Genomic DNA, 25,548 nt, shown 5'->3' on the forward strand with positions numbered 1-25,548 from the left:
GGGGTTGTGGCCCCGCTTTATTCCACTACCAGAATGCGCGAGCCCGACTTGCTGCCCTCGCGCACCTGGCAGTAGTAGGCCCCGGCGGCGAGGCCGGCCAGGTCGAGCGGCAGCTGCTGGGCCCCCGCGGCCAGGGCTCTGTCAAAGGCTACCTGCACCTGGCGGCCCAGCGCGTCGAGCACTGCTACCTGCACGTGGCCGCCCGCGCTTTGGTAGGCCACGGTAGCCTGGCCGCCGCGCGGCACGGGGTTGGGAAACACGCTGAACTCGGCCACCTGGGCGGCGCTGCCGGCGGCCAGCGCGGTGGCCGGCCGCAGCACCGGCACGTAGGGGAAGCTCTGGCCAAACAGGGCCTGCAACGTGCTGGGTGCCACCTGGAACCAGTCTTGCAGAATGCTGGTGTAGATGCTGCGGAAGTCGAATTGCAGCGGGATGTTGTCGTTCACGCTGGCCGCGGCGGGCAGCTGGGGGTTGGCGCCGTGCACGATGGGGTTCACGCGGCTGCCGAACACGAACAGCGGGGCCGCCGAGCCGTGGTCGGTGCCCAGGCCCGCGTTGGACCGGATGCGCCGCCCGAACTCCGAAAACGTGAGGCCCACCACTCGGTCTTGCAGGCCCAGCCGCACCAGGTCGTCCTGGAAGGCCGCCACCGCTTCGGCCAGCTTGCCCAGCAGCGCGGCGTGGGTGCCGCCGGTGGTGGGGCCCGTGGCCGGCACTTGCAGCGCGTGGGTGTCGAAGCCGCCCATGTTGCACACGTAAATGCGGGTGCTGAGGCCCCCGGCCACCAGCTGGGCCACAATTTTGAGCTGGTCGGCCAAGCCGTTCTGGCCGGCGGTGGGGTACAGCGGCGAGAGGTTTTTGGCCCGGCCCGCCGCCGCCTGAATGGTGGTGGTGTATACCTGGGTTTGGGCCACCACCTGGCGGATAAACGTTAGTTCGTGGCCGGCCGGTGTGGCGGGGGCCGCGTCCACGCCGCCGCTCAGCAACTGGTAAAACGATGACGTGCTGGCGATGGCCATGCCCATGTTCACGGCGGGGCCCTGCACGCAGTTGCTCACCACCGAGCCGATGGTGACGGCCAGCGGGTCGGGGCTTTGGGCGCTGGGGTAGCCGGTGGGAAAGCCCGGGTACTCGCCGTCGAGGTAGCGCCCAGCCCAGCCCGTGGTCAGCGTCACGTCCGACGACGAGCCCGAGGTCCAGATGTCGGTGGCCCGGAAGTGCGAGAAGTTGGGGGTGGGGTAGCCCACGCTCTGCACCACGCCCACCTGCCCGTTCTGGTACAGGTTCTGGAGCGCGGCCATGGCCGGGTGGATGCCGGTGGCCGCCGTAAGGGGCAGCACGGCGGCCTCGGGCAGCGCAATGTTGGCGCGCGCCGCCAGCAGGGCCCCGTATTGGTCGCGCGGAATAATCATGTTCAACCCGTCGTTGCCGCCCTGCAACTGAACGATGACTAATACCTTATTGCTGGCCGTGGTGGCGTTGGTGAGGGCCACCAGCTCGGGCGAGTAGCCGTAAGCCCCCACCGGCAGTCCGCCCAGTAGGGCCGCGCCCGCCGTGGCCGCCGCCGTGTTCTGTAAAAAATCGCGCCGTTTCATAAGGTTAGCTGTTAGCTATTTGAATTAATAAATCCGTCATGCTGAGCGTAGTCGAAGCATCTCTCCCGCTGACTAATCATTGACTACTGCCGCAGTAGAGATGCTTCGACAAGCTCAGCATGACAGCCTAAATCAACTTCGAGCTAAAAGCCAAAAGCTCAAGATAAATGGTATTCCGCCAGGCCCATCAAGGAGCGCAGCATGGCTTGCAGCTTGGTGGCCACGGCGGCCTTTTTGGCGGCCACGGTAGGCGTGGCGACGTAATACGTCCACTCATTGGTCCACTCAAAATCGGGCAGGCCGGGGATGAGGGCGTTTTTGAGGAAGGCCAGCTGGATGGTCGTGAGGTCGAGGGGCACCATCAGGCGCACGAACTCGGCGATGACCAGGTTAGGGTCCGTGGCCGTGGCCGGGGGTAGGGCCAGTACCAGGGCTACGGGGTCGATTTTAGCCAAGACGCCCCCGCGCGAAACCCCATTGCCGATGTACAGGTCCGTCGCCTGGTTACGGCGGGGCAGCGTCACGGCGTTAATCCACAGCTCGTGGAACTGTGGTGTCTGGTAGTAGGCGGCCCAGCCGGCCACGTTGGGCGGGTCGCCCAGGGCTTGCTGCTGCACCAGGGCCAGGCCGTAGAGGTACTCCCAGTGGGCATATTGCGCCACCAGGCTGCTGGCCGGCGGCAACACCACCTGCATCTGCCGCACTAGGCCCACCGTGAAATCGAGCGGACTTTTGATGCGGCAGCCCACGGCGGCCACATCGAAAAAGTGCTCCGAGCCGAAGAGCCGGCGCAGCACTGGCGCCACCTCAAAGTTACTCTGAATGAGCAACGTAGCCAGCGGCTGAATGACGTTGGCTTCCGTGTCCGCGTCAATCAAATAGTACACAAACCAGCGGTAGAGCTTACGCACCAGGAACCGCGCCGTTTCGGCCTGCGCGAAAATGAGGTTGATTAAATCCTGGTACTCGGCGGCCCCGTTGGGCGCGATGACGGCGTTGCCGAAGGCCGCGGAGAACTGCTTGGGCTTGGCGTCGTGCCGGCCGGCGACGAAGTAGCCGGCAATTTTCACGTTGTCGTCGCGCCAGCCGGTGAGTACCCGGGCAGCGGCCTGCACGTCAGCCTCGGTGTAGTTGGTGTAGTTGCCCGCCCCCACCAGGGGCCCCTTGCCCACGGTGAACAGCTCCAGCAGCTCGCGGCCGTAGTTCTCGTTGGGGGCCCCCGCCACGCTCTGGTTGCCGTTGAGGTAGCGCAGCATGGCGGGGTTGATGGTCAAGTCTTTAGCCAGCTGGCGTACGTTACCCAGCGCGTGCTGGCGCAGCAACCGCACGTATTCATAGCTGTAGCGGGCGTCGTTAAGATTGCCGAACTCTACCACAAAATGGTTGTGCCAGAACAGCGTCATCTGCTCGCTCAGCGACGTGGTTTGGCCCAGTTGCTGGCCCAGCCACCAATCGCGCAGCGACACCGTGCGCACCCCCTGCAAGGTTTGGTCAAACGCCTGCGTCACCCACGTTTGGCCGATGGGCACGGTCGTGTCGGTGGCCGACACGTTCAGGGGCGGGGCCGGGGCCGCAGAGGCCGCCAGCAATCCATCGAGCGTAGGGCCCAGGCCCGCCGCCGCGGCCGTGGTTATTTCCGCCCGGGTGGGCCCAAACAGGGTGCGCCGCAGCAGGTGCGCGGCTTGGGCCGGGCCCCAGGGCCCCGCGTAGGCGGCCAGGGTGCCGGCGGTGATGCCCGCCAGGTGCAGCGGCAGCCGCTGGTTGGCGTGGGGGCTGATGGCCTCGGGCGGCGGGGGCCCCGGGGCGGGCGTGGGGGCCCCGGGGCGCTGGAGAAAAGCACGGCGGTTCATGGGCGCTTGGGGAAAGTGGGCGCAGCGTTTTTCTAAAGATGCCGTAAATGGGTGAAGGTTTAATGATGAAGAAGTTGTGAGCAAAATAAGTGGTTTAGGGCAGCGTGTAGCCGCTACGCCTGGCCCGCAGCCGCGGGCGCTGCGGGACCCCGGGCGGGGCTGGCGCTGCGGTTTTTGGGCCAAAAGCAATACCTTCGGTGCCATCCTTTTGCCCTTTCGTTTCGTCATGAAAAAGCACTTCCACTCCCTCGGCGACTGGCGCCGCAATGTGCTGCTGGTGGCCGCTGCCGGCAGCCTCGGCCTTAGTCTGCCCGCCTGCTCGGGCGACGATGGCCGCCGCGCCGATAGCAACGGCGCCGACGGTAGCTGGAGCGGTCAAACCTACAGCCAGGGCGTCGTCACGGAAATGACCGAGGTGAAGCCCGGCGAGTGGAAAATTACCGCTGAGCGCCCCGCCGGCAAGGAGGAGGTGGCCGCCGTGCTCCACCACTTCGATGGCAAGGTGGACACCCTCCAGGGCCAGGCCCTGCAACGCCAGATGCAGGACTACAGCCGCCAAAATCCCGAGAACCGCGCCCAAAGCTCGGGTATGATGAACGTGCTGATGTGGAGCGGCATCGGCTACATGGCCGGCCGCTACATGACGCCTAACCCCGGCTACTACGCCAACCCCGGCCTGCTCCAGCAAAACCAGGGCTGGCGCGCCAACGTAGCCCGCGAGCGCCAGGACCAGGGCCGCGGCTTCTTCGGCAGGGGCTTCGGCGGGGGCCGCACTTCGGCCAACGCCGGCATTCAGGAAAGCGGCTCCACGGTGCGCGCCTCGCCGCGGCCCAGCTTCCGCGGCAGCGCGCCGGCCGGCCGCAGCAGCGGCTTCGGCAGCCGCGGCGGCTTCCGCGGGTTTGGGGGGTGATGCTACTGGGGCCCCTGGCTTCGATGTAGTTATACCCGTCACGAAGTGGCTTGCGAATCGAGGACATGAAATTTCAGGCTCATCCGGGACGCGAGTTCTGGGCCAAACTCGGGGAGTCGGTCAAAGAAATCGAGGACGGCGGTTTTGAATTGGCCCTTGGTACGGAAGAAGGACGTGTTGATAATCTGCTAGCGCAGAAACTTCCACAGGCGCTCCATCAGGTTGAGATTGGGTGAATAGGAGGGCAGGAAGACCTGTACGAGGCGTTTGTTCTCCAGCCAGGCGTTCAGCGCCTTGTTTTTGTAGTGGCGGGCGTTGTCGCAGAGGACGTGCGCTGGGCCTTTGGGGTGGGTGGCCAGCCGTTTCTCGTAGAGCCGCTGGGTGCTTTGAGCGTTGACGCAGGCGGTCTCGTCGAGGTGGACCTGGGTGGAACAGTGGGCGTTGAGGACGGCGTTGCGGTTGACCCGTTCGCGGCCGCTGACGGTGAGCAGGGGGTGCTCTTTGCCGGTTTCGGTTCACACGTGGGTGGCGCGGGTGTTGTGGGTGGGATGGGCGGCGTCAGCAAAACAGACCACCGCTGCCTCGGCCTGGGCCAGCAGCGGGGCCAGCGTATCGGTCAGGAAGGCCGTTTGCGCCGCCGCATCGGCTTGGCAGGGCACGGCCGTGTCAATTTGTAGGAGTAGCCTAAGCCGGTGCAGCAGGTCCGTCAGGCCCGATACGGAGTAGCGCACGCTGTAGGTGGCGGCCAGCCAGTCGGCAATGGCCCGGCAATCGGTGTAGAGCGTCTGGCCCAGTTCCCGGCACAGGCCCGCGCGTTGGCCGCTGCTCAGCAAGCCCCAGTAGCCCGGCTGCTCGGCGGCCTGATAGCCCGCCAGGCCCTGCAAGCGGTACGGCTGGGCGTAGCGGTACACGCTGCTCCCGGCCAGCCCCAACGCCTGGCCAATCGTCGCGGCGGCATGCCCCTGGTCGAGCATGAGCGGCACCGGCACCGGCGCCTATCCCGCCTTGCCCCGGCAGGCGCTTTGCGCTTGCCGCAACAAGCCCCGCTCCAAATCAGTCAAGGTCAATTCCACGATGTAATCTTACCCCTTTTTTCTCTTTTAACTTTCCGATGAGTATAAATCAATCGGCAGGTTTACTTACGCACTCGTCTAGGAGAGAGCTTGGATGAGCAGGTTTCGGAGAAGCTGGCAGAGGTAGGGGCGCCGCTGCTGTTGGTGAGCCTGGTACGTGGTTTGCCCCAATCGGCGGGCGTGTTGGCGCAAGGAGACCCAGGCCCGGTAGCAGCAAGTCAAGTGGTTGCGTTGGGCATTGGCGTTGCGGCACTGGCACTTTTCGGCCCCCGTCAACTGCTTAAAACTGCGGTGAAACTCTTCCACCTGCCAGCGTACCTCCACGGCCTCTATCACCATTTCACGCGGCAAATGGGCCGCCAGGTGCTTGGTCATGACCCATTCAATGTCGCCGTTCGTGGCCACTAGCTTGAAGCGTTTCACGGCGAAGGGCACTTCTTTGAGGCGTATTTCCACGCCCTGGCTCCAGCCCGGCGCCGGCGGGCCGAGCGTGGCGAGGCCCTGGTAGCCGCTTTCTTTGGCCCGGTTCACCAGGCGGTTACTTTTCAGGGTCGTGAAAAAGGCCCAGCCCGCGCGGTGAATGCGCTTCAGGTTCGTGCTGCCCGCGTACCAGGAATCAAATAACAGCGGGCGGGCCAGCACCTGGCCCTCGGCCACCACCTGCTCAAACATGGCCAGAAAATGGTCGTTTTTGGTGAGCTCGTCGTCGTCGGACGCGTACACGCGGTAAGCAAGGGGCAGAAAATCGCCCGCTTCGCCGCTGCTGTGCACGAGGTTGACCAGCCCAATGCCGGTGACCATGCCGTGGGCGTTGCCCGGGTATTGGCGCTTGGCCACGGCAATAAACTAGCTGTAGCGCTTGTCCTGCGCGCGGTCGTCCACGAGCAGGAAAGCTTCGGATGAGTCGCGCAAGAGCGGCTGCACAAGGTCACGCAACTGACTGACGGGCAAATTTCTGGTGCGCAAAAACCGATTTACTTAGTCGTGGCTTACGCCAGGCAAATGCGCTGCCAGGTGGGTGCAGGTATAGTTTCTAGGCGTACTTAGCAGGTAGTCGATGCAGGTGCTCTGTGTCAGCATATAAAGATCATTTTGCTGAAAGTAGCCCAGCGTGCGTAAGTCCTAACGCAGTAGAGATGCTTCGGCTGCGCTCAGCATAACAGCCTGTTCAATTAGGCTCCAAGGAAATCTGGGGCCCCTGGGGCCTCACTTGCGCCGGTAAAGGGTGAACTCCGGGCCCTTCGTAAGCAACTCGTAGTGCGGGGCCGCCGCCGCGGGCAGCTGCTCGGTGGGCAGCACGATGTAGTAGTCGGCCAGGGGCGGCGCGCAGGTGAGGTAGCCGCGCAGGCCGCGCTGCTGGCCCACGTAGTACACGTAGAAGCTCTCCCACGAATACGCCACGCGCTGGCCCGTCCGAATCGGAAGCAGGCCGTCGGTAATGGCCCGGTAGGCCCGGCCGTTGTCGGACAGGTACAGGCCCTCCGGGTACTTTACGGGGCTGGCCCGCACAAACTGGCGCCCCAGCACCAGCAGCACCAGCGCCGTGCCGCCCAGCTGCCAGCGCGGCCGCCGCCAGTGGGCCGGCAGCTGCGCCAGCAGCCAGTAAAGCGTGGCTGGCACCAGCGCCAATGCCAAGCTGCAATGCCCAATCAGGTTGCGCTGGTTGATGCTGTGGCGCATACCCAGCATCAGCCCCACTGCTACCAGCAGCAGCAGCGCGTAGAAAAGGCCGTAGGCAAACCAGGCCGTGTCGCGCCGGGCCCCCAGCAGCAGCAGCGGCAGCAGCGCCAGCGCCTCGCTCAGCGGCACCCCCAGCCTGGCGTTGGAGAAGCAATACTCTATGAAGTCGTGCAAATCGTGGCCAAAGGCGGGCAGAAACCCGCCTAACGTGGCGCTGGTGGGCCGCACGTACTCGTTGCTAGTGAGGGCGGCCAGGCCCGAGAAGCCCAGCGCCGGCAGGTAGAACAGGTACACGGCCAGTAGGGCCCCCGCCTGGTAGCGCCAGAAGCGCCAGTCCAGCGCCCGCCGCTGCCACTGGTAGAGGACGCCAAAGGCCAGCTGCGCCAGGTGAAAAAACAGAAAAGTGGGCACCGTAGCGTAGCCCACCGCGCAGCACACCGCATTGAGCAGCAGCCAGCCCCCGCGCCGGTCGCGCCGGTAGCCAAACAGGCCGATGAACGCACCCCAGTGCGCCAGCGCATACAGGGCGTAGCCCCGGGCCTGGAACCCAAACCCCCACAGCGGGAATTGCAGCGCCACGGCCAGCGCCACCAGCGCCGCCAGCATCCGGTGCCCGGTCAGCCCCCGAAACCAGCCGTACACGCTGGCCACCGTGGCCAGGTATGCCACGCCGGAAAGTAGCCGTCCCGTCTGCACCAAGTCGGCCCACCCGCCAAACAGGCTACCATTTAATAAATTGAACAGCAGGTGGTTGTTGGGCAGCATGTAGTAGGCCACGGTTTGAAACGGCGGCAGCGGCGCGCAGTACAGCGCCGAAAACACTTCGTCGGGGCCCCGCACCACGCGGCCGTTGCCCCACCACCACAGCCCGCTGGCGGCCCCCAGCAGGCCCAGCAAATACAGCGCATCGGGCCACGCCAGGCCCGGCCCCGGCCCCGAGGGCCCCAGCCGCGGCTGCGGGGCCCGCCGCCAGCGATACAGCAGGAAGCCCAGCCCGGCGCTGCACAGCGCCAGCGCCAGCAGGGCCAGCAGGTTGCCCTGGGCCTTCACCGCCGGCGTGAAAAACCGCTGGGGCCAGCTCTCGGCGCGGTAAAAGCAGTCGTTCAGCCCCAGATACCAGCGCAGCAGCTCCTGGTAGGGCGTGAGCAGGTAGGCCCCGGCGCCCAGCAGCCCGGCCACCAAGGCCAGGCAGCCCAGGCCGTAGCGCCACCGGGGGCGCCAAAATATGCGCGTAATCAAAGTAAACAAGTCAATACAAAGAGGTAGCAGCCTAGCCAGCGAAACAGCTAGGGGGTCCCACCCAATCCAGGCTGCGCAAAGTAAAGCCGAATCCAACCCGGCACCCGCGGGGGCCCCAGCGCAATCGTGGCGGTTTCCGCATCGGGGCCCCGCGGGCCCAAGCAGCTGCCGCGGGCGGCGCTGGCCCCGCCCGCGCCGTGTTGAGGGTTCACGTTATCTTCACCGCCAACTCTTCCACCTTGCCCTAACCGGCTATGAAAACCCTGCTACTGGGCAGTGCACTGCTGCTGACCCTCGCCGCGTGCCGCAAAGATGCTCCGGACCCTGTGCAGCCGGACTATGCCGACTGGTACGCGCTGCGGGCCCCCGACGACCGGGCCGTTGAAGCGGTGGCCGGCGACCTCGACGGGACGCTGGTTATCACGACGGGCTACGCCGTTTACCAAACCACCGACCGCGGCAAAACGTGGCGCAAGGGCGATTACAAGAATAACCTTAAGGTTGTTGGCCTTGCCCAGCGCTCAGACACCCTGCTGACCCTAGCGGCCGAGCTTGGGGGCTTGCCGGATGGGGCGGCCTATGCCGCCAGCCCAAACTACTACAGCCTTGACCAAGGGCTGACGTGGCGGCCGTACCGCGACTGGCGGAGGAGTAATTTTGAACTCCGAGTGGCCCGCAACCGCGCAGCCGCACCGTCGGGCACGGGGTACAGCATTGATATTTTGCTGACGCCAATCAGCCCCGGCAGAAACTACCTCGAAACGATAGGCATTAAATCCACCACGGGCCGCCAGCTGCGCTTGCCCAAAGACCACTAAATTACGAGCTTATACTTCGACGCCAAGTCCCGGCTGTACGTGACGGCCTCGGCCGCGCTCTGCGGCCGCCGGGAAAACTTTGCTTTTTGCGGCGAGCAAAATGGCGTGCTCTACGTGTCGAAGGCCCCGCAGCCCTAGCCGGTTTCCCTCACAGCAGGGGCCCCAGCACGGCCCACACGTTGTCGGCCAGAATTTGCTGGCCGGCCGCGTTGGGGTGCACGCCGTCGGCCAGGCTCAGGGCGCGGTGGCCGAGGACGCCTTCGAGCAAAAAGGGCACGAAGGCCGCGCCGAACTGCTGGGCCAGCGGCCGAAACAGTGCTTTGAACTCGGCAGCGTAGCGCACCAGGCGGTGGTTGCCCAGCGGGCTGATGTTGAAGGGAAATTCCAGCCCGGCCACTACTAGCTGCGCCGCCGGCTGCTGCTGCTGCACGGCCTGTAAAATGGCCTGCAAATTGGCGCTGGTGTCGGGCACCGGCACGCCCCGGATGCCGTCGTTGGCGCCCAGGGCCAGCACAAACACGTCGGCGGGCTGGCGGGCCAGCGCGGCGGCCAGGCGGACGCGGCCGCCGGCGCTGGTGTCGCCGCTCACGCCGTAGTTGAGGGCCCGGTAGGGCAGGCCAGCAGTGTCAATCTTTTGCTGAACGAGGGCGGGGAAACTGGCGGCCGCGGGCAGGCCGTAGCCAGCGGTGAGGCTATCGCCGAAAAAAAGAATGTTCTTCATACGTCTTCCTTAACGCGGCGGGGGTACTGGAGGTGCCGGCATAACTGCCCGGGCTACTTGCTGGGGCCCAGCCATTCGAGGGCGAAGAAAAACAGCAATTGCACCACGTAGAGCAGCGGCACCAGGGCGTTGGTTTTAATAAAGCGGGCGCGGTTGAACAGCATCTGGGCCAGGCAGGCGAGGATGAACCAGTCGCGGAAGTTGCGGAACGGGATGACGCCCGCCGTCCAGTGCCAGAAGTCGAAGCGGCCGGCGGGCAGCTCCACGCACAGGTCGAAGCCCACCATCAGCAGGGCCGCCACCAAGGTGCGGCCTAGCTCGCCCAGGGGCAGGCGCTGGGCCAGCATACCGGCCAGGTAGGTCATAATCACCCAGTTGAGGCCAATGAGCGGGGGCACGTCGAACCACTTGGGGCCCAGCGTGTCGCCGTAGGCGTAGTTACCAAACAGCTTGCCCGTGTGCACGCCCACCACCTCGGCCACGTAGCCGAGCAGGCCTACGGTGAGGCAAAATTGCCAAAACGCCGCGTTGCGCTCCGGCTGAAACGCCACTAGCAGCGCCGCGCTCAGCAGCAGCGTGAGGGGCGTGAAGCGGAGGTAAAACCCGGGGTCGTGCGAGAACAACAGCCCCACCAGCCCCGTGGCGTGGAAAAGCAGCACCAGCCCCTGCGCCACCCGCAGCCGGGTGGCATTGGCCGCCAGCGGCGGGAAAGAATCAGACATCAGCAGAGGGTAGAGATTACGCGGGGCCCGGGGCCCCCAGCAAAATTAGCGCAAATGCCGGCCGGTTCGGTTCGGCGGCTGTGGCCGACCTTTGCGGCATGATTCTCCGCGCCGACCACCTCGTTAAGAAATACAAGGCCCGCACCGTCGTCAACGACATGAGCGTGACCGTGAAGCAGGGCGAAATTGTGGGGCTTCTGGGACCCAACGGCGCCGGTAAAACCACCTGCTTCTACATGATGGTGGGCATGGTGAAGCCCAACGGAGGCCGTATTTATTTGGACGACACCGAAATCACGACCATGCCCATCTACCAGCGGGCGCGCCTCGGGGTGGGCTACCTGGCCCAGGAGGCCAGCGTGTTCCGCGACCTGAGCGTAGAGGAAAACATCCTGGCGGTACTGGAAATGACCAACATGCCTAAAAAAGCGCGCCTCGACAAGATGGAGGAGCTACTCCATGAGTTCAGCCTCACCCACGTGCGCAAAAACCTGGGCAAGGTGCTGAGCGGCGGCGAGCGGCGGCGCACCGAAATTGCCCGGGCCCTGGCCGTCGACCCCAAATTTGTGCTCCTCGACGAGCCCTTTGCCGGCGTCGACCCCATCGCCACCGAGGAAATTCAGGGCATCGTCTCCAAGCTCAAGCACCGCAACATCGGCGTGCTCATTACCGACCACGACGTAAACTCGACCCTCAGCATCGTGGACCGCGCCTACCTGCTCTTCGAGGGCAAGCTCCTCAAAGCCGGCACCGCCGAAGAACTGGCCGGCGACGAAACCGTGCGCCGCGTATACCTGGGCAAAAATTTCGAACTAAAGCGCAACGTGTGATTTTTTAACGTGAAGGATGTAGACCGTCATGCTGAGCGCAGCCGAAGCATCTCTACTGCTTTACTAACCATGGATTACTGCTGCGGTAGAGATGCTTCGGCTGCGCTCAGCATGACGGCCTTTGGGGCCCTGTACCGCCTGGGGCTCCCTTACCGCCTAATTCCCCACATCTTCACATCTCCTAATTTCTCACATTAATTAACCTCGTGCTCGACCAGCTCCTGTCCGCCGCCGTGCAGCTTGAGAGCCGCCCCCGGCTGGCGCGGGTGCGAGCCGAGCCGCATGCCGTGCAGGCCCGCGTGCTGCGCGAGCTGCTGCGCCGCGCCCAGGGTACCGAGTGGGGCCGGCGCTACGGCTTCGCCGAGGGCCCCACGGCGGCCGAGTTTGCCCGGCGCGTGCCGGTGAGCACCTACGAGCAACTGTACCCGGCGCTGGAGCGCGTGCTGCGCGGGGCCCCCGACGTGCTCTGGCCCGGCCGCCCGCAGTGGTTTGCCCAGAGCAGCGGCACCACCAACGCCCGCAGTAAGTTCGTGCCCGTGACGCCCGAGAGCCTGCGCCAAGGCCACTACCGCGCCGGGCGCGACATGCTGGCCCTCAGCACGTTCCTCTACCCAAAGCATCGGTTGCTAGCCGGGCGCACGCTCTCGCTGGGCGGCACGCACGCCCCCAACCCGTTCCGGCCCCAGGAGCCAGCCTCGCGGGTTGGCGACGTGTCGGCGCTGATTATGCAGCAGCTGCCGGCCTGGGCCGAAAGCCTGCGTACCCCGCCCCTGGCCCTGGCTTTGCTCGGCGAGTGGCAGGACAAAGTGGAGCGCATCGCCCAGCACGCTTTGCGCCAGGATGTGCGCGTGCTGGCCGGCGTGCCCACCTGGATGCTGCTGCTGCTGCGCCGTGTGGTGGAGCTGGCCGGGGCCAACGACATTACCCAGGTCTGGCCGCACCTGGGGCTGTTCCTGCACGGGGCGGTGGCGTTTGGGCCCTACCGCGAGCTGTTCCGGCAACTCATCCCGGGGCCTCAGATGCAGTATTTGGAAATCTACAACGCCACCGAGGGCTACTTCGCCCTGCAAGACCAGCCCGGCAGCGAAGACCTGTTGCTACTGCTCGACCACGGCATTTACTACGAGTTCCTACCCGCCGCCCAGTGGGACGCGCCCGACCCTCGGCCCGTGCCGCTGCACGAGGTGGTGCTGGGCCAGCCCTACGCCCTGGTTATCAGCACCAACGCCGGGCTGTGGCGCTACGTAGTGGGCGATACCGTACGCTTCACCAGCCTGGGGCCCTACCGGCTGCGCATCACCGGGCGCACCAAGCACTTCCTCAACGCCTTTGGCGAGGAAGTGGTAATTGAGAACGCCGAGGCCGCCGTGGCCGCCGCCAGCCTGGCCACCGGCTGCCGCGTGCACGACTTCACGGCCGCGCCGGTGTATTTTGCCGCGGGGCCCGGCGGGCAGGTGCAGCGCGGGGGCCACGAGTGGGCCGTGGAACTGGCCCCCGGGGCCCCCGCCCCCGACGCCGCCCGCTTCGTGGCCGTGCTCGACGCCACGCTGCGCCGCGTCAATTCCGACTACGACGCCAAGCGCCACCACGACCTGGCCCTGGCCCCGCCCCTGCTGCGGGTGCTGCCCCCGGGTACGTTTGCGCGCTGGCTGGCCAGCCAGGGCAAGCTCGGCGGCCAGCACAAAGTGCCCCGTTTGCTGAATTCGCGGGCCGTGCTGGAGCAGGTGCTGGCCGTGGCCGCCGGGGCCCCGGCGTAGGCCGGAGCATAATTTGCAGCGGCGCAATCCAAGCTGTATATTTGCTCGTAAGTATTTGCCTGACAGGTATTAAAATGATGGGTATTTTTGGGATTTATTTTTATAATCTTATTATCTTTTGACGACCGATACCTAGTTCGGTTATTTTACTTCTCATCCTATCTTCCCTTGCCCACCCTCTCCGCTCCCCGTCCCCCCCGCGATTCGCGCCGCTGGCGCCAGGCTGCTCAGCGCAACCGCCCCGCCGATGGCCTCGAAAACCGCCCTTTTCTGTGGGTTTTGGCCATTACGGTAGCCGTGGTACTGGGCGCGGTAGGCGTACTCGTTGCGCAATCGATGAGCAGCAACGACCTGGCCGGCCGGCCGCCGGTGCTTGAGCAACCCCGCTAGCTGGCCCCGTGGTGCCCGGCCCCCGCGCTACTCGTCGAGCAAACCACCCACCAAGCCGCCCAGCACACCGCCGCTCTCCTTCTGGGCGTTGCCGCCGCCGGGAGACAGCGCCCGGATGAGCTTTTTGATGGGCATGGATTGCAGCCATACACGGCCGGTGCCGCGCAGCGTAGCCAGCAGCAGCCCTTCGCCCCCAAAAATCATCGATTTCAGCCCCCCGGCGCGGGCCACGCTGAAGTCCAAGCTGGGCTCGAAGGCCACCACGCAGCCGGTGTCCATGCGCAGCAGCTCGTTGTTCAGCTGCTTTTCGATGATGGTGCCGCCCGCGTGCACGAAGGCTTTGCCGTCGCCGGTGAGCTTTTGAAGGATGAAGCCTTCGCCGCCGAACAGGCCCGACCCGAATTTCTGGTTGAAGTGCAGGCTCAGTTTGGTGCCCTTGGCGGCGGCCAAAAAGCCATCCTTCTGCACGATGAGGCCCTGGGACAGGGTACCCAAATCGAGGGCGATGATGGTGCCCGGGTACGGGCCTGCAAACGCCACCTTACTTTTGCCGTGGCTACCGCGGTGCGTGAAGTGCGTGAGGAACAGCGACTCGCCGGTGAGCAGCCGCGTGCCGGCCGAAAACAGCTTGCCCAGTACGCCCTGGTCGGGCGCGGAGCCGTCGCCCATCTTGGTTTCAAAAGCAATGGCTTCCTCCATGTACACCATGGCGCCGGCTTCGGCCACCACAGTTTCGTTGGGGTCCAGCTCAATTTCCAGCACCTGGATGTCGGTGCCCAGGATGCGATAGTCTACGTCGTGCGAAAACATGGCGGCGGGGGCCGGCTGGTGCGCGGCCGGTGGCAAAGTTAGCCGCCCGCGCCGCCCGGCGCCAGGGCCCCGGTGGCGCAATAATTTCTACGTCCGAACCGTTTCAACTAATATATTAGTTGTACTTTGCCGCCGTTACCTTTCCGCCAACTTTCCTGCCCATGCGCTGCCGTAGCCTGCTCTTGCTGAGTTTATTATTGTGCGGGGCCTGCGCCAGCAACCGCCCCGCCGCCAACCGCACCGACCGCCACGGCTACAGCCAGGGCCGCTGGCGCACCTACTACGACGAGGCCGCCCGCACCCAGCCCTTCACGGCCGGGCGCTACCGCCACGGCCGGCCCGTGGGCACGTTCCGCTACTACGGGCCCACCGGGGCCCTGGCCCAAACCGAGCGCTACGGCCGCCAGGGTTTCTGCGAGGTCACGTACTGGTACCCGGGCGGCCAGGTGGAGCGCCGCGGCAAAGCCCAGTGGCTGACCGGCGCCAAGGGCGCCCGCTTCTACTGGTTTGGGCCCTGGACGCGCTACACCGAAACCGGCCAGGTGCGGGCCGTCGAAACCTACACCGACGGCAGCCACACCGCCACCGACGTGTACCAGGGCGGCCGCCTCACCGCCACCGAAATCTACAAAAACGGCCAGCTCGTCGAAACCCGCCCCGTGCAGTAGGGCGATTACGGATGCAGCATCGTTAAAATGCCGTCATGCTGAGCGCAGCCGAAGCATCTCTCCCGCAGCAGTAAATAGAATTACTTGCACGGTAGAGATGCTTCGGCTGCGCTCAGCATAACGGTCTTTACAGCCAGCTTACTACTATACCCCACGCCCAGGGCCCTATTCGTCGGTGGCGGGCAGTTCGCCGCGGGTTTCAGCAGCTTCGGAAGCGTCGTCGCCCTCGGGTTTCTTGCGCTTGGCCTCGCGGCTGGTGCGCTTCATGAAGTCCTCGTCGGTTTCTTCGGGCTCGGGGGCCAGGTCCTCGTCGTCCTCGGTTTTTTCGCCGAACTGGCCGGCGCGGTCCACCAACTTTTTATCGCGCACGTGGCGGCCCAGGAACTGGTTGATTTGCTCGATGCTGTAGTTGGAGGTGATTTCGCCCAGCGGGTTCACCCCGATTTCAAAGCCCTCCAGCTCTTTGTGCACGCGGGCTTTTTTATCAGGATCGGGGGCCGCTTTTTTGGGCTTGACGGGTTTCTTAGCCATAACGTTTGTCAATTAACAATTAACAGTGAGTAGTTAACAGTGAGTGGTTAACAATGGGTGATGCGGGGGCCTAGCGACGCCAACTGTTAACGGTTCATTGTTAACTGCTCACTGCAAAAAGACCGCGCCGTAGTGCATACGGCGCGGCCTTGGGCAAGGGTTATCTACTAAAGTTGTTCCCGAATTAGAAACCTCACAAAGAAGAACGTCATGCTTCGTCTCTGCTTGATGCGCTGAATGACGTTCTACCTCTTTTCTAATTAAGAAACAAGTCTACTGGCTACGCGGCCGGGGCCCCCAGGCGCTCCACGGCGGTGCGCAGGCGGCCGGCCGCCTCGTCGGTGCCGAGAATGACGAGGGTTTCGAACAGGTCGGGGCCGGCGGCGGCGCCGGTTACGGCCACGCGCAGGGCTTGCAGCACCTGGCCGGGTTTGAGGCCCTGGGCCTCCACAGTCTGGTTGAACAGGTTTTTGAGGCCCTCGGCCGAGGCGGTGGGGCCCCCCGCCAAGGCGTCGGCGTAGGCAGCGAGGGCGTCGGCCACCTGGGGTGTCCACTTCTTGGCCACTACGGTGGGGTCGTACTCCGTGGGGGCGTCGAAAAAGTATTTGGCCTCCTGCCAGAAATCCTGCGGGAAGCTCACGCGCTCCTTCATCACGCCCACAATCTGCTCGGCTTTTTCGGGGGTGCACTTCAGGCCGTGGGCGGCCAGGGCCTCCAGCAGGTAGGGGGCCAGCTCGGCGTTAGGTTTGGCGCGCAGGTAGTGCTCGTTGTACCACTTGGCTTTGGCCACGTCGAACTTGGCCGGCGACTTGCTCACGCGGTCAATGGCGAAGGCTTCGATGAGCTCATCCATCGAAAAAATCTCCTGCGCCGTGCCCGGGTTCCAGCCCAGGAAGGCCAGAAAGTTCACCAGCGCCTCGGGCAGGTAGCCGTCCTCACGGTAGCCGCGGCTGACGGTGGGCTCGCCGGTTTCGGCGTCCACGCCGTGCCACTCCAGCGGAAACACCGGGAAGCCCAGGCGGTCGCCGTCGCGCTTGCTGAGTTTGCCCGTGCCGTCGGGCTTGAGCAGCAGCGGCAAGTGGGCAAACTGCGGCATGGTGGCTTCCCAGCCCAGGTAGCGGTACAGCAGCACGTGCAGCGGCGCCGAGGGCAGCCACTCCTCGCCCCGGATGACGTGCGAAATGTCCATCAGGTGGTCGTCCACGATGTTGGCCAAATGGTAGGTCGGCATGCCGTCCGACTTCATCAGCACCTTATCGTCCACGGCGCTGGAGTGCACCACCACCCACCCGCGAATCATGTCCTGGAAGCGAATTTCCTCCTTGCGGGGCACTTTCAGGCGAATGACGTAGGCCGTGCCGGCGTCGAGCAGGGCCTGGGTTTCGTCCTCGGGCAGGGTCAGCGAGTTGCGCATTTGGGCCCGGGTGATGCTGTTGTACTGCGGGTTGGGCACTTTGGCGGCCTGCAGGCGGGCGCGCATGGCGTCCAGCTCCTCGGGCGTGTCGAAGGCGTAGTAGGCAAAGCCGTCGGCGATGAGCTGGTCGGCGTATTGGCGGTACATGGGCTTGCGCTCGCTCTGCTTATAGGGCGCGTGGGGGCCGCCCACGCCCACGCCCTCGTCAATCACGATGCCGCACCAGGCCAACGCCTCCAGAATGTACTGCTCGGCGCCGGGCACGAAGCGGTTCTGGTCGGTATCCTCGATGCGCAGGATCATGGTGCCGCCCAGCTTGCGGGCCAGCAGGTAGTTGTACAAAGCGGTGCGCACGCCGCCGATGTGCAGGGGCCCCGTGGGCGAAGGCGCAAAGCGCACCCGAACGTTTCTCTCGGTCATAAGTAATGAGCTGTTAGCCTTTAGCTGCTAGCTATTCGTCTTTCTTGTGATAGACAATGAGTTGCGAAGAGCGCAATATCAATTTGATTTTGCCTGCCTGCTTGAGTGCTCGTTCTTATTTAAACAGATAATCATACGGTCATGCTGAGCGCAATCGAAGCATCTCTACCGCACACTAAATTAATCGTTTAACGAAGCGGTAGAGATGCTTCGACTGCGCTCAGCATGACGGCCTAATAATTCTTTTAATTCCGAACGAGCACTTACTCACTAAAAAAAGCGCGTTCCGCCAAAGCCGGAACGCGCCGCAAAGGTAAGGCCGGGCCCCCCTGCTGGCCGCGCCGGCCGCAAAGGTGCTGGCCACCAGCCGGGAGTAACGGCGGGTTCGCTTCTTTGTGGGTATGAAAACTAAAAACTGGCGGCGGACGGGGCTGGTATTTTTGTTCGTGGCGGGCGGCCTGGCGTGGCCCTGGGTCCGGGCCTGGTGGCCAGCGCCCCCGCCGGCGCTGCTCTATGGCCAAGCCTACGGCAGCGTCCACCGCACGGCCACGCCCGTGCTGGTCGTCATCCTGCACGGCGATGCGCCGTTTCACCGGCCGAGCTACCAATACCAACTGGCCCAGCAGGTAGCCCGGGCCGCGCCCGACGTGGTGGCAGTGGGCCTACTACGGCCGGGCTACGCCGACCCTGCCGGCCACCGCTCGCCCGGCATACGCGGCCTGACCGTCGGCGATAATTACACGACCGCGGCCGTAGCTGCTGTGGCCGCCACCGTGCAGGCGCTCCGCAGGCGTTACGGGGCCCGCCGCGTCATCCTGGCCGGGCATTCGGGCGGCGCCGTGCTGGTGGGTGCGGTGCTGAGCCGCTACCCCCTGCTGGCCGATGGGGCCCTACTGGCGGCTTGCCCGTGCGACGTGCCCGCTTTCCGCCGGCACATGGCTTGGCAGCAACTCAACCCGCTGTGGTGGCTGCCGGTACCCCTGCTCTCACCGCTGAACATGGCAGCCCAGGTACGGCCGGGCTTGCCCGTGCGGGTAGTTACGGGGCTGGCCGACCCGTTGGCATTGCCCGCCTACAGCCGGCAGTACGTGGCCGCACTCCAAAGGCACCGCGTGGCGGCCCAGCTGGTGGAGCTGCCGGGGCAAGGCCATGAGATTTTTCTCGCGCCGGCAGTAGTCCGGCAAATCGTGGACTTGGCTACCACCGGGTTGCCACCGGCGCGGCTAGCCGCGCCGGCCGCCCACGCGCCACAGCACGAGCCCCAGCAGCGCAATACCGCCCCGGATGGCCCACGCCGCGTTGGGGCCCCAGTTATTAATCCACTGCAAAAAAACGTACTGCACGTTGGGGTTAATCAGTGGCAACACCAGCGAAATCAGGCCAACGAGCAGCAAAAAGAGGCCGAGTTCTTTCATGAGGGTGGAGGTTGGATAAGGTGATGCGGCGAACGGAAAGTTGTCATTCCGAGCGCAGCGAGGAATCTGGATGGTGCATTAAGTAGCCCAACCCAGATTCCTCGCTGCGCTCGGAATGACTACTTAGGACGGTTTCTAGGTCAGTGTGCCCAATTGCGACGTGCGCCTGTACCACCAAGCTGTGCTGGCACCGTAGGGGTCTTGCCCCAGGGGGCCCCTCAAGTGAAACCAAGCACAGACAGGCGCGCACCCCAGCCATATACACCGGCTTGGAAACCGCTGTAGGGCCCCTAGGGGCCGACGGCGATGCAGGAGATTTCCACTTCCACGTCGCGCGGTAGGCGGGCCACTTCTATTCTTGTTCACCTTCGTGCGCCTTATTTCTTCAATCAGGCAGCTTTTAACCACTGTACGGTATCAAATTTTGCATTACAGTGAATGTTAAACTTTGACTGATGATGTTATGAGTCTTCTTCTTTTTGCAAATAGCAAGTCGACTAAACCACTATGGACTGGAAGTCCATAGGTTAAACGCAACCGGAATGAAATTCCTAGCTTAGGATAATATTGTCGTTGTCTTTGTTGGAGGCTTCTCGGTGGTGTTCCAGGTATTGTTGCACCAGTTCATCAGTGATGTTGCCCGTACTCCACACCCCGTACCCAACGGCCCGGAAATGCCGCTCCCAATCCTCTTTGCGCAGCAACGGGTATTCTTCCTGCAACCGCCGCGAAGTGCGCCCTTTTAAGCGCTTGAGTAAGGCGCTGATGGATTGGGAAGGCGCGTATTCAATGTGCATATGCACATGGTCTTTGCTCACCATCCCTTTCAGCATTCGCACGTCCTCTGCGTCGCAGATTTGCTTGATGAGGTCGCGGCGACGGCGCTGTACGTCCCCCGTCAGCACATGGTAGCGGCACTTCGTGACCCAGACCACGTGCGCTGGCAGCCACGAAACGGTATGCCCACCCCGGCGTTGCTCATGGCTCATGCCGCAAACCTACGGCCGTGGGTAGCAACTGAAAACTATGCGCTTTCAGCGCATAGTTTTCAGTTGCGGTTGTGACCAATAAGTTTAATCCGATAAATCCGCGGTTCAGATCTTATACAGCTTTTCGTAGTATTCCTTGGCCATGCGGGTGCTCTCGAATATGGGCTCGACGTCCTTCATGGCGGTTTTTACCACTTTCAGGAAGTTTTTGGGCTGGTCGTAGTAGAGTGGCAGCACGTAGTTTTCGAGCACGTCGAGCAGGGCGGTAGCTTCGGCGGCATCCTTCACGTCGTCGGCCTGGTCCACGGGCGAATGGGGAATCACGAAGCCGTTCTCGCCGTCGCGGATGAACTCCGGAATCCAGCCGTCGGCGATGCTCAGGTTCACCGAGGCGTTCATGGCGGCGGTCATGCCGCTGGTGCCGCTGGCCTCGCGCGGGTAGCGGGGCGTGTTCAGCCAGATGTCAGAGCCCTTCTTCAGCTCGGCTGACAGCTCCAGCTCGTAGCCGGTGAGCACGGCGCAGTTGGGCAGGTTTTTGGTGCGCGTTATCAGGCTGTTGAACACGCCGATAGCGCCGTGGTCAAGCGGGTACGGCTTGCCGGCCCAAATAACCTGGATGGGGTGCTTGGCGTTGGTGGCTAGGGCTACGAAGCGCTCGAAGTGGTGCAAAATCAGGTCGGCGCGCTTGTAGGATGCGAAGCGCCGGGCCCACACAATGGTCAGCACGTCGGGGTCGAAGATATTGCCGGTCTGGTCAGCCACCACTTTGAAGAGCGCCTGCTTTAGCTCGCGCTTGCGGGCCAGCAGGGCCCCATCGCCCTTGCCTTTGGCCGCGGCGGCCAGCTGCGGGTCACGCCAGTAGGTGCCGTTCTGGCTGTTAGTGATGGGGATGATGGGGCAGATGCCCGCGTAGTGGCCCCACATTTCGTTGGCCACCTCGCCGTGCACCTTGCTCACGGCGTTGGCGCGGCGCGCGAAGCGCAGGGCCGTGAGGGTGTAGTTGAGCGTGGTGCCGTCGAGGCAGGCCACCCGGCGGATTTCCTCTTCCGGCACGGGCCCGAAGAAGGTCATGTCGGTGAGCAGCTTCATGGGGCGCTCCTCGTTGCCGGCCAGCTCGGGCGTGTGCGTCGTGAAAACGAGGCGCTTCTGCACCTCGGCCAGCTTGCGGCCGTGCTTCTCGTAGAGATAGAACGCCAGCGGCAGACCGTGGCCCTCGTTGAGGTGGTACACGTCGGTTTGGCGGTTCAGCACGTCGAGCAGCTTGCCGCCGCCCACGCCCAGCAAAATGGCCTGGGCCACGCGCGCCGCCGCGTCCGGGTCATAGAGGTGGTGCGAGATGGTGCGCGAGATGTAGTCGTTCTCTGGGATATCGGTGGTCAGGAAGAACATCGGGGCCGTGCCGAATACCTCCGGGGCCAGGTACAAGGCCCGCACGTGCACGTCGGCCCCGTGGATGGTGATGGGGAACAGCAGCCCAGTGTCCTGCAAGTACGAATAGCTTTTCTGCGTGTAGTCCACGCGCATGGTCTGGTCGGGGCTGCGGTCCTGGTCGTAGTAGCCGTAGCTCCACAAAATGCCGATGCCCACCAGGTTCTGCTTCAGCTCGTAGGCTGAGCGCATGTGCGAGCCAGCCAGAAAGCCCAGGCCGCCGGAGTAGATTTTCAGCGCCTGGTCGAGCGCAAATTCCATCGAGAAGTACGCCGCCGCCTGCTTGTACTTGGCCGCGGGCGTGTAGGGTTTAAACGTGAATTCCATGAAAGAACTGCTGGGGTGAAGAAGAGGAACGAAGGTAGCCGCGGGCCGGGGCCCCACGCGGCCGCAAGGTGCGCATAGCCGCGCAAAAAATAGCGGCAACCGACTTTTCGTTCGGTTGCCGCTCCGTTTATCACTGCGTGATGGGTACTGTTATATAAGGAGTGGTTTGCACAGCGGTTAGCGCAGCGCCACTTCGCGCACTTGCCCGCCAATGCCCCAGACGAGCAGCCAGCGGCGTACGGCCTCGGCCTGGGGCCGCTCGCCAAACGTGCCCACGAGCACGCGGCTGCGCTGGCGGCCGTCGAGCAAGTCGTTGGCCAGTTCCACGTGCACGTTGGGGTCGAGGGACTGAATTTTAGCCAGCACTGATTGCGCATCAGCCACCGTGGCAAACTCGCCCACTTGCACTTCAAACGTAGCCGGCGCGGCTACCGGCGCGGCGGCTACCACCGGGGCCGCTTCGGCAGCAGCGGCGGGGTCCACGGTGTAGGTCGTGAATGGGGCGTGGGGGTGCGGGTCGCCCAGGCACAGGGCCAGCAGGTTGTCGGGGGCCGTGGTGGGGCCCAGGGGGGTTTCGGGAGCTACTACTTCGGCCACGATGGTGGTGGCGCCCAGCTCTTGCAGGTTCAGCTCTTTGCTGGCTTTTTCGCTCAGGTCGATAATGCGGCGGTGGCGGAAGGGGCCCCGGTCGTTCACGCGCACCACCACCGAGTGGCCGGTAAGCACGCTGGTTACCCGCAGGCGGGTGTTGAAGGGCAGGGTTTTGTGGGCGCAGGTGTAGGCGAAGCGGTTGTAGCGCTCGCCACTGCCCGTTTTCATACCCTGGAAGTATTTGCCGTACCAGGAGGCCCGGCCGCGCAGCACCATGTTGGCACTAACCGCGTGGGGCTCCAGCACGTGCTTGCACATGTGGGTGTGGGCAAAGCGCCGCACCCGGGCCGACCGCTTGGTGCGAGCCGAGCTGGGCAAGCTCAAAAGTAACGATAGGAGTAAAACGAAAGCAGAAGCAGGACTACGAAATAATTGCATCGATAGCATCGGGTGGTGAATGGGTCAAAATTACCCGCCCCGCCCAGGGCGTGCTAAGAATTAGGACCCCGCTGCCAAGCCAACTAGCTTAAAAATTGTCCTTTTTATAGAAAACTTGCACAAAATTCATCTTTTTGCTAAAAAGCAAAAGCTGCCTAAGATGCCGGGGAACCTGCTTTTCAAAAATCCGGACCCCTGAGGGCCTATATCACGAAATAAGATTATGCGGCGGGTGCAAAATTTTGGCCTCGTCAGCCGCACTTAGCCATTTGCCCGGTTGCACACGTCAGTTTTTTTTTGTAATGCCTGAAGTGCCGCTTTAGGGCGCCGGCGGGGGCCCCGGGCGGCCCCCGGCCCTACCTTTGCCCCATGGATTTTGGCCGCCTGCCCGACCTGCGCTACGTCAACTTTGGCCTGCCCCCCGACCACCCCGACACGGCCCCGCTGCTGGCCCGCGCCCGCCCGGCGCAACCCCTGCCCCCGGCCCTGTACGTGGGCTGCCCCATCTGGACGAACAAGGACTGGCTGGGCTCGTACTTCCCGCTCGGCATCAAGGAGCCCGAGTACCTGCACTACTATGCCCGGCAGTTCAACAGCCTGGAGCTGAACACCACCCACTACCGCATCCCCGACGCGCCCACCGTGCGGCGCTGGCGGGCGGCGGTGGGCCCCGGCTTCCAGTTTTGCCCCAAGCTGCCGCGCAGCATCAGCCACGAGCGCGAACTGTTCCAAACCGACGACCTGGTGGTGCCCTTCGCTCGGGCCATCGAGGAGCTGGGGCCCGCGCTGGGCTGGGCCTTTTTGCAGCTGCCGCCGCATCTGGGCCCCGAGCACCTGCCGCGGCTGGAGCGCTTCCTGCTCGACTGGCCCGCCGCCGTGCCGCTGGCCGTGGAGCTGCGCCACCCCCGCTGGTTTGCCGACCGCGGCCTGGCCGACGCCGTGTTTGCCACGCTGGAGGCCCTGAACAAAACGCTGGTTATCACCGACGTGGCCGGGCGGCGCGACGTGCTGCCCATGCGCCTGACCACGCCCACGGCCTTCGTGCGCTTTAACGGCCACGGCCTGCACAGCACCGACTACCAGCGTGCCGACGCCTGGGCCGAGCGCCTGGCCACCTGGTACGCCCAGGGCCTGCACACGGCCTACTTCTTCATCCACCAGCGCGACGTGCGCCACGCCCCCATCTGGACGCAGCACTTCCTGGCCCGAATAAAGGAGCTGACCGGCATTGTGGTAGCCCCGCCGGCCATCATTCCGCAGGCGGTGCAGGGCAGCTTGTTTTAGAATGTGAAACCATGCCTTTGTTGGGCAGCTTTCAAATTAAGGCGCGGCTCTCCGACGTTTTCAGTGGAGCCCCAGTCGGTTGTTGAAGGCTGTAGCTAGCTGAAACTTCGTGGGGCGGGCGTGGCTGGTGGCGGCCCAGCGCGCCCGGGCCGGCGTAGCTTTGAAACCGCCCTTGTGGCCCTTTCGCCCGCTATGGTTTTCAGCAGCACGCTCTTTCTTTTTTACTTTCTGCCCGGCTTTTTGCTGCTCTATTACGCGGTGCCGGCGCGTTTCAAGAACGCCGTGGCGCTGCTGGGTAGCCTGTGCTTTTATGCGTGGGGCGGGCTCAACTTCCTGGGCTTATTTCTGGCTTCGGTAGTCGTCAACTTCGGGCTCATCCGCTACATGGCGGCCACCGATGCGCGGTGGAAGCAGCGCATTTTCCTCATCATCAGCGTAGTGCTGAACGTGGGAATGCTGTTTTACTTCAAATATGCCAACTTTTTTCTGGAAAACGCCAGCGCCGTGCGTGGCTACTTCGGCGGGGGCCCCCTCACCTGGGCGCAGGTGGCGCTGCCCATCGGCATCTCGTTTTTCACCTTTGAGAAGCTCACCTACACCATCGACGTGTACCGGGGCGTGAACAAGCCGCTGCAATCCTTCTGGGATTTCCTGCTCTACATCATGCTGTTTCCGAAGATGATTGCCGGGCCCATCGTGCGCTTCCACGAAATTGCCGGCCAGCTTGCCGACCGCAGCGCCTTCGACACCGTGGACCAGAAGCTGGCCGGCGCGTTTCGCTTCGTGGTAGGCCTGGCCAAGAAGGTGCTGGTGGCCAACGTGCTCGGTGAGCAGGCCGATATAATTTTCAAGGCGGCGCCGGCCGGGCTGGCCCCGGGCCTGGCCTGGCTGGGGGCCCTGGCCTACACGTTTCAAATCTATTTCGACTTCTCGGGCTACTCCGACATGGCCATCGGGCTGGGGCGAATGATGGGCTTCCAGTTCCCCGAAAACTTCAACAACCCCTACGTGGCGCGCTCCATCACCGAGTTCTGGCAGCGCTGGCACATCACGCTCGGCCGCTGGATGCGCGACTACCTCTACATCCCGCTGGGCGGCAACCGCGTGGCGCCCAGCCGGCTCTACGTCAACCTGTGGACCGTCTTCATCCTGTCGGGCTTCTGGCACGGCGCGGCCTGGAACTTCATTGCCTGGGGGGCCTACCACGGCTTTTTCCTCATCCTGGACCGGCTGTTTCTGCTGCGCCTGTACGAGCGCCTGGGGGCCCTAAGCATCGTGCCCACCTTCCTCATTACTGTCGTCGGCTGGGTGCTTTTCCGAGCCGAGTCGCTGGCCGGGGCCCTGCATTATATACGGGCCATGTTTGGCGCGGGCGGAGCGGCGGCGGCACCACCGTTTAGCCGCGAGTTTTGGTACACGCTGGGCCTGGCGGCCCTGGTGGCGTTTGCCGCCGCCTTCCCGCGGGTGGAACGCTGGGAGCTAGGGCTCCTGGCCCGGGGGCACTTCACGGTGCGCGGGGCCCTGGGGCTCACCTTCGGCACGGCCGTTTTGCTGGTGCTCAGCCTGAGCTACGTAGTGGGCAGCTCGTTCAATCCGTTCATTTACTTTCGGTTTTAGCGCCTTCGGGTGGGCTGGGCCGGTTGCTTTT

The 25,548-nt window shown here is 64.1% G+C and carries 22 protein-coding genes and 1 pseudogene; 9 read left to right on the forward strand and 14 right to left on the reverse strand.

Features of this window, described 5'->3' with window-relative positions; translation table 11 throughout:
- Positions 1-17: 17 nt before the first annotated feature.
- Entirely contained in the window at positions 18-1,595 is a 1,578-nt protein-coding gene (locus tag DDQ68_RS14985; RefSeq protein WP_109657028.1) for a DUF1501 domain-containing protein, read from the reverse strand.
- Positions 1,596-1,753: 158 nt separating this feature from the next.
- Complete coding sequence (locus tag DDQ68_RS14990) at positions 1,754-3,445, reverse strand: DUF1800 domain-containing protein (protein ID WP_162550139.1); 1,692 nt, start codon at positions 3,443-3,445, stop codon at positions 1,754-1,756.
- Positions 3,446-3,671: 226 nt separating this feature from the next.
- Between DDQ68_RS14990 and DDQ68_RS14995 the strand changes: the two genes are divergently transcribed.
- A complete protein-coding gene (locus DDQ68_RS14995; protein WP_109657030.1) occupies positions 3,672-4,355 on the forward strand; it encodes a Cj0371 family chemotaxis-regulating polar lipoprotein in 684 nt (227 codons plus the stop codon).
- Between the two features lie 188 nt (positions 4,356-4,543).
- On the opposite strand, the gene DDQ68_RS24815 is transcribed toward DDQ68_RS14995, so the two are convergent.
- The 4 genes and pseudogenes from DDQ68_RS24815 to DDQ68_RS15020 all read right to left on the reverse strand — a co-directional run bounded on the left by DDQ68_RS24815 (position 4,544) and on the right by DDQ68_RS15020 (position 8,356).
- Complete coding sequence (locus tag DDQ68_RS24815; protein WP_109658449.1) at positions 4,544-4,846, reverse strand: transposase; 303 nt, start codon at positions 4,844-4,846, stop codon at positions 4,544-4,546.
- A 24-nt stretch (positions 4,847-4,870) separates the two neighbouring features.
- Positions 4,871-5,329, reverse strand: coding sequence for a helix-turn-helix domain-containing protein (locus DDQ68_RS15010; protein WP_162550140.1), 459 nt, complete (start codon positions 5,327-5,329; stop codon positions 4,871-4,873).
- Between the two features lie 177 nt (positions 5,330-5,506).
- Positions 5,507-6,508 (reverse strand): annotated as a pseudogene (locus DDQ68_RS15015) (IS701 family transposase).
- Positions 6,509-6,634: 126 nt separating this feature from the next.
- Positions 6,635-8,356, reverse strand: a complete 1,722-nt coding sequence (locus DDQ68_RS15020; protein WP_162550141.1) for a hypothetical protein — start codon at positions 8,354-8,356, stop codon at positions 6,635-6,637.
- Between the two features lie 245 nt (positions 8,357-8,601).
- Between DDQ68_RS15020 and DDQ68_RS15025 the strand changes: the two genes are divergently transcribed.
- On the forward strand, positions 8,602-9,165 hold the full coding sequence (locus DDQ68_RS15025; RefSeq protein WP_109657035.1) for a beta propeller repeat protein: 564 nt from the start codon (positions 8,602-8,604) through the stop codon (positions 9,163-9,165).
- Between the two features lie 148 nt (positions 9,166-9,313).
- Here DDQ68_RS15025 and DDQ68_RS15030 read toward each other — a convergent pair whose 3' ends face one another.
- Together DDQ68_RS15030 and DDQ68_RS15035 are read right to left on the reverse strand one after the other, a co-directional pair.
- The gene (locus DDQ68_RS15030; RefSeq protein ID WP_109657036.1) at positions 9,314-9,886 is read right to left on the reverse strand and encodes an arylesterase; all 573 of its coding nucleotides are present in this window, start codon (positions 9,884-9,886) and stop codon (positions 9,314-9,316) included.
- A 53-nt stretch (positions 9,887-9,939) separates the two neighbouring features.
- Positions 9,940-10,608: a carotenoid biosynthesis protein gene (locus tag DDQ68_RS15035; RefSeq protein ID WP_109657037.1), complete on the reverse strand. Its 669-nt coding sequence runs from the start codon at positions 10,606-10,608 to the stop codon at positions 9,940-9,942.
- 98 nt (positions 10,609-10,706) lie between these two features.
- Here DDQ68_RS15035 and lptB point away from each other — a divergent pair, with 98 nt between their 5' ends.
- From lptB to DDQ68_RS15050, 3 genes are all read left to right on the forward strand, one after another.
- Entirely contained in the window at positions 10,707-11,438 is a 732-nt protein-coding gene (gene lptB, locus DDQ68_RS15040) for an LPS export ABC transporter ATP-binding protein (RefSeq protein WP_109657038.1), read from the forward strand.
- A 206-nt stretch (positions 11,439-11,644) separates the two neighbouring features.
- A complete protein-coding gene (locus tag DDQ68_RS15045; protein ID WP_245897059.1) occupies positions 11,645-13,195 on the forward strand; it encodes a GH3 auxin-responsive promoter family protein in 1,551 nt (516 codons plus the stop codon).
- Between the two features lie 168 nt (positions 13,196-13,363).
- Positions 13,364-13,585 (forward strand): hypothetical protein, encoded by a 222-nt coding sequence (locus DDQ68_RS15050; protein ID WP_109657039.1) that lies wholly within the window; start codon positions 13,364-13,366, stop codon positions 13,583-13,585.
- Between the two features lie 27 nt (positions 13,586-13,612).
- On the opposite strand, the gene DDQ68_RS15055 is transcribed toward DDQ68_RS15050, so the two are convergent.
- Positions 13,613-14,395 (reverse strand): TIGR00266 family protein, encoded by a 783-nt coding sequence (locus DDQ68_RS15055; RefSeq protein WP_109657040.1) that lies wholly within the window; start codon positions 14,393-14,395, stop codon positions 13,613-13,615.
- A 161-nt stretch (positions 14,396-14,556) separates the two neighbouring features.
- Between DDQ68_RS15055 and DDQ68_RS15060 the strand changes: the two genes are divergently transcribed.
- Complete coding sequence (locus DDQ68_RS15060; RefSeq protein ID WP_162550142.1) at positions 14,557-15,063, forward strand: toxin-antitoxin system YwqK family antitoxin; 507 nt, start codon at positions 14,557-14,559, stop codon at positions 15,061-15,063.
- A 165-nt stretch (positions 15,064-15,228) separates the two neighbouring features.
- Here the strand turns inward: DDQ68_RS15060 and DDQ68_RS15065 are convergent, their stop codons facing one another.
- Complete coding sequence (locus DDQ68_RS15065) at positions 15,229-15,594, reverse strand: hypothetical protein (RefSeq protein WP_109657042.1); 366 nt, start codon at positions 15,592-15,594, stop codon at positions 15,229-15,231.
- A gap of 280 nt (positions 15,595-15,874) precedes the next feature.
- Positions 15,875-17,428: a glutamate--tRNA ligase gene (gene gltX, locus DDQ68_RS15070; protein WP_109657043.1), complete on the reverse strand. Its 1,554-nt coding sequence runs from the start codon at positions 17,426-17,428 to the stop codon at positions 15,875-15,877.
- A gap of 401 nt (positions 17,429-17,829) precedes the next feature.
- On the opposite strand from gltX, the gene DDQ68_RS15075 reads away from it, so the two are divergent.
- Complete coding sequence (locus DDQ68_RS15075) at positions 17,830-18,867, forward strand: alpha/beta hydrolase family protein (protein WP_109657044.1); 1,038 nt, start codon at positions 17,830-17,832, stop codon at positions 18,865-18,867.
- Between the two features lie 527 nt (positions 18,868-19,394).
- On the opposite strand, the gene tnpA is transcribed toward DDQ68_RS15075, so the two are convergent.
- The 3 genes from tnpA to DDQ68_RS15090 form a co-directional block, all read right to left on the reverse strand.
- Positions 19,395-19,832, reverse strand: a complete 438-nt coding sequence (gene tnpA, locus DDQ68_RS15080) for an IS200/IS605 family transposase (RefSeq protein ID WP_109657045.1) — start codon at positions 19,830-19,832, stop codon at positions 19,395-19,397.
- Positions 19,833-19,937: 105 nt separating this feature from the next.
- Complete coding sequence (gene glgP, locus DDQ68_RS15085) at positions 19,938-21,587, reverse strand: alpha-glucan family phosphorylase (RefSeq protein WP_109657046.1); 1,650 nt, start codon at positions 21,585-21,587, stop codon at positions 19,938-19,940.
- 177 nt (positions 21,588-21,764) lie between these two features.
- The gene (locus DDQ68_RS15090) at positions 21,765-22,556 is read right to left on the reverse strand and encodes a septal ring lytic transglycosylase RlpA family protein (RefSeq protein WP_162550143.1); all 792 of its coding nucleotides are present in this window, start codon (positions 22,554-22,556) and stop codon (positions 21,765-21,767) included.
- Positions 22,557-22,985: 429 nt separating this feature from the next.
- On the opposite strand from DDQ68_RS15090, the gene DDQ68_RS15095 reads away from it, so the two are divergent.
- Positions 22,986-23,900: a DUF72 domain-containing protein gene (locus DDQ68_RS15095; protein WP_109657048.1), complete on the forward strand. Its 915-nt coding sequence runs from the start codon at positions 22,986-22,988 to the stop codon at positions 23,898-23,900.
- 240 nt (positions 23,901-24,140) lie between these two features.
- Entirely contained in the window at positions 24,141-25,517 is a 1,377-nt protein-coding gene (locus tag DDQ68_RS15100; protein WP_211320157.1) for an MBOAT family O-acyltransferase, read from the forward strand.
- Positions 25,518-25,548 lie beyond the last annotated feature (31 nt).

The sequence above is a fragment of the Hymenobacter nivis genome, assembly GCF_003149515.1.
Taxonomy (GTDB): domain Bacteria; phylum Bacteroidota; class Bacteroidia; order Cytophagales; family Hymenobacteraceae; genus Hymenobacter; species Hymenobacter nivis.

Excerpts from the sequence above, each read along its gene's own strand:
- lptB (WP_109657038.1), top strand. The coding sequence starts at position 10,707 with ATGATTCTCCGCGCCGACCACCTCGTTAAGAAATACAAGGCCCGCACC.
- DDQ68_RS15095 (WP_109657048.1), top strand. The coding sequence starts at position 22,986 with ATGGATTTTGGCCGCCTGCCCGACCTGCGCTACGTCAACTTTGGCCTG.
- DDQ68_RS15025 (WP_109657035.1), top strand. The coding sequence starts at position 8,602 with ATGAAAACCCTGCTACTGGGCAGTGCACTGCTGCTGACCCTCGCCGCG.
- DDQ68_RS14985 (WP_109657028.1), bottom strand. The coding sequence starts at position 1,595 with ATGAAACGGCGCGATTTTTTACAGAACACGGCGGCGGCCACGGCGGGC.
- tnpA (WP_109657045.1), bottom strand. The coding sequence starts at position 19,832 with ATGAGCCATGAGCAACGCCGGGGTGGGCATACCGTTTCGTGGCTGCCA.
- DDQ68_RS15010 (WP_162550140.1), bottom strand. The coding sequence starts at position 5,329 with ATGCTCGACCAGGGGCATGCCGCCGCGACGATTGGCCAGGCGTTGGGG.
- DDQ68_RS15075 (WP_109657044.1), top strand. The coding sequence starts at position 17,830 with ATGAAAACTAAAAACTGGCGGCGGACGGGGCTGGTATTTTTGTTCGTG.
- DDQ68_RS15060 (WP_162550142.1), top strand. The coding sequence starts at position 14,557 with ATGCGCTGCCGTAGCCTGCTCTTGCTGAGTTTATTATTGTGCGGGGCC.
- glgP (WP_109657046.1), bottom strand. The coding sequence starts at position 21,587 with ATGGAATTCACGTTTAAACCCTACACGCCCGCGGCCAAGTACAAGCAG.
- DDQ68_RS15055 (WP_109657040.1), bottom strand. The coding sequence starts at position 14,395 with ATGTTTTCGCACGACGTAGACTATCGCATCCTGGGCACCGACATCCAG.
- gltX (WP_109657043.1), bottom strand. The coding sequence starts at position 17,428 with ATGACCGAGAGAAACGTTCGGGTGCGCTTTGCGCCTTCGCCCACGGGG.
- DDQ68_RS15030 (WP_109657036.1), bottom strand. The coding sequence starts at position 9,886 with ATGAAGAACATTCTTTTTTTCGGCGATAGCCTCACCGCTGGCTACGGC.
- DDQ68_RS14995 (WP_109657030.1), top strand. The coding sequence starts at position 3,672 with ATGAAAAAGCACTTCCACTCCCTCGGCGACTGGCGCCGCAATGTGCTG.
- DDQ68_RS15035 (WP_109657037.1), bottom strand. The coding sequence starts at position 10,608 with ATGTCTGATTCTTTCCCGCCGCTGGCGGCCAATGCCACCCGGCTGCGG.
- DDQ68_RS14990 (WP_162550139.1), bottom strand. The coding sequence starts at position 3,445 with ATGAACCGCCGTGCTTTTCTCCAGCGCCCCGGGGCCCCCACGCCCGCC.
- DDQ68_RS15065 (WP_109657042.1), bottom strand. The coding sequence starts at position 15,594 with ATGGCTAAGAAACCCGTCAAGCCCAAAAAAGCGGCCCCCGATCCTGAT.